The 2,302-nt window shown below is 52.2% G+C and carries 5 protein-coding genes and 1 pseudogene; 4 read left to right on the top strand and 2 right to left on the bottom strand.

Going from position 1 to position 2,302, the window contains the following annotated elements; translation table 11 throughout:
* On the bottom strand, nucleotides 1-453 hold a 453-nt coding region (locus AC13CY_RS03475; RefSeq protein ID WP_483052290.1), incomplete at its 3' end, for a hypothetical protein.
* A gap of 138 nt (nucleotides 454-591) precedes the next feature.
* Here AC13CY_RS03475 and AC13CY_RS03470 point away from each other — a divergent pair.
* The 4 genes from AC13CY_RS03470 (at nucleotide 592) to AC13CY_RS03455 (ending at nucleotide 2,100) form a co-directional block, all read left to right on the top strand.
* A complete protein-coding gene (locus AC13CY_RS03470) occupies nucleotides 592-1,173 on the top strand; it encodes a DUF3825 domain-containing protein (RefSeq protein ID WP_483052289.1) in 582 nt (193 codons plus the stop codon).
* 165 nt (nucleotides 1,174-1,338) lie between these two features.
* Entirely contained in the window at nucleotides 1,339-1,563 is a 225-nt protein-coding gene (locus AC13CY_RS03465) for an addiction module protein (RefSeq protein ID WP_058578214.1), read from the top strand.
* Nucleotides 1,560-1,853 (top strand): type II toxin-antitoxin system RelE/ParE family toxin, encoded by a 294-nt coding sequence (locus tag AC13CY_RS03460; RefSeq protein WP_058578213.1) that lies wholly within the window; start codon nucleotides 1,560-1,562, stop codon nucleotides 1,851-1,853. Before AC13CY_RS03465 ends, AC13CY_RS03460 begins: the two co-directional genes overlap by 4 nt.
* Before the next feature lie 109 nt (nucleotides 1,854-1,962).
* Nucleotides 1,963-2,100: a type II toxin-antitoxin system RelE/ParE family toxin gene (locus tag AC13CY_RS03455; RefSeq protein WP_197746133.1), complete on the top strand. Its 138-nt coding sequence runs from the start codon at nucleotides 1,963-1,965 to the stop codon at nucleotides 2,098-2,100.
* On the opposite strand, the pseudogene AC13CY_RS03450 reads toward AC13CY_RS03455, so the two are convergent.
* Nucleotides 2,097-2,302, bottom strand: a pseudogene (locus AC13CY_RS03450) (hypothetical protein); the annotation flags it as partial. The gene AC13CY_RS03455 and the pseudogene AC13CY_RS03450 sit on opposite strands and share 4 nt — an antisense overlap.

The raw sequence follows: 2,302 nt of genomic DNA, 5'->3' as shown, positions 1-2,302 counted from the left end.
GACATAGTAGTAGCCGCCTTCGCGAATATCGGAAAAGGTCTGAATCCCGATGGGCAGTTTACGGCGATGAGTAGCTGGCATGCTGTCCTCCAAGGGTGGCGCTGTGCAAACGATGGGTAGTCTAGCATGCGGAAGTGCGGGGTAGTTCGTGCTTAAGTACCTATTCAAAATTAATCGCGTGATCAGTTCCGTAACCACCGATGCACTCCTCGCAACGGTATATCCCGCCTCATTCACGAGGGTGCTGATCGAGCGGTCTGGAGGTACTGACTGGTGGCATCGCTTATCAGGATCGGCTTCTTCAGCGCGAGTGGCCGGTGAGTGGCGGACGCGTAGCGGATTGCGGAGGTCGACCAGGTTGTCTTCCAGCGCCTCGATCACGCCGCTGTTGTCGAGGGCTTCGCAAAGCGCCGCCATGAATAAGCCGGGGGTATCAGAGGGTACGACACTCATCCTGACACCGGGGGGTTATTGAGGCGAGCAAAACGCGCAAGCCCGCGAATTTTGGCTACATCGCCAAAATTCTCTTTGCACGCTGTAGAATCAATGAGGTAGATTCAATTTGGTGGCTATGAAACCTCAGTCATTGTGATGTCACGTTCATTGAGGTTTCATGGCAGGGTGTATAATACTGGGCTTGTCACCTCTTCTCAAGAGCCCATATTTTGTTATTGCACGCCCAATAACATGCCGGACACAGATGTACAGTGGCATTTTACGGCGTGGAAACGGAAAGGCGACCACGCTTTGTCGTCTTTTTCTGCATTGCCAGAAATGGCCCACTATTTCGACGATCCTACGGTGTTAGTGTTAGATCCTCGAAAGGAGCTGAGGGTTAACGTTGAGCACGTAATCGCCGACAACAAAGAGCGATTTCCTGAGCCGTACCGCTCAATGGATGAATACCCCCTCCAGACCTTCTTGAAAGGTGCGATCGACAACGCTCAAGAGCGCGTGAAAAGAAACTATAAAACCGCCATACCCCAATACTATCGCGGTCGAGTCCAGTTAATGTTGCCTCTGTGTATAGGTAGCCCCGGTGTAGCTGACCTGGCGCTGGTGGTAGAAAACCATGGTGCGTTCTACCGAGCATCAACGTGCTTAACCTTAGAAATGGCTTATAACAATGCACGCCAGCTTGCGAGGCCTGATAAGGACTGGTTGCAGCCTTGAGCCATTTTAACAAATCGCTTAAGTGCGTTCCCGGCCTGTCGGCCGTCCACCGGACGTCCCTGACGGGCCGCCGCTTAGCTTTGCGTTAAAGCGAAAAACCGAGTCGTGGAACCCGGCACCCATCCGTGTCAAAATTGAGTGTTACGCGAACGAGAGATTTTTGCCATGAATCTTCAGAAAATTGAAGACGAGGCGCTCCACCTTCCTAAAGAGGAGCGAGCACAATTGATCCAGCGACTGGTATTAAGTCTGGAGTCTCCGTCAGAAGAAGAGCTCAGGTCCGATTGGTTGCTCGAGGCTCGGCGTAGAGGCGAAGAGCTGGATAATGGCACTGTTCAGGCTGTGCCTGGTGAGGCTGTCATGAGGAAGGCTAGAGCACTGATCAAATGACCTATTCTTTTCACCCGGCAGCGGAAGCCGAGTTTCTGGAATCAGTTGGTTATTACGAATCAAAAGTTCCGGGATTGGGTGGTGCCTTCATAGAGGAATTTGAGGCCCTGGCCAATTTAGTTGGCGAGTCACCAAAAGCCTGGCAAGTTGAGTTGCCGCCAGATATTCGTAGAGCGCCCCTTCACAGATTTCCGCTATCCATCGTTTACCGAGAGAAGCCTGATGGTTTTCAAGTTCTGGCTGTTGCCCATGACCGGCGACGTCCGCAGTACTGGCTTGGCAGGCTTTAACAATCGGCTGCACAGCGACCGATTTTCCACCGCTTCGCGGCTCCAAACCGGCGCGTGAGGGGCGTTAAACTTTATTGTTGCGTGGTGCGCAACATGCTGTCATTCCCTCATGATTAAATCATTCCGTCACAAAGGACTGAAACGGTTCTACTCGACTGGCAACACGTCTGGCATACAGCCTGACCACGCCAAGAAGCTGCGAATGCAGCTGGCTGCTCTAGATACCGCCACTTCGAGTATGAGTTAGTGCTTAATGTCGGCGCGTAGCTTTTCAATCTCTTCTACAGGCAGTTCTTCAATATCGGCGATGAGCTGGTCTAGGTTTGCCTTGGCTCCTAGCCGCTGAAGATATCGTTTGAGCCAGCGGGTGATAATGTTATCGATCCGCTCTTTATCAGGAGAGGCTTGTATAATGGCCACAATGCGATCAACGGCTTGCTGCAGGCCTT

The organism is Vreelandella sp. L-15, from assembly GCF_056857635.1.
Note: the sequence above shows the minus strand (reverse complement) of the source record. Positions and strands in the feature narration are given on the sequence as shown.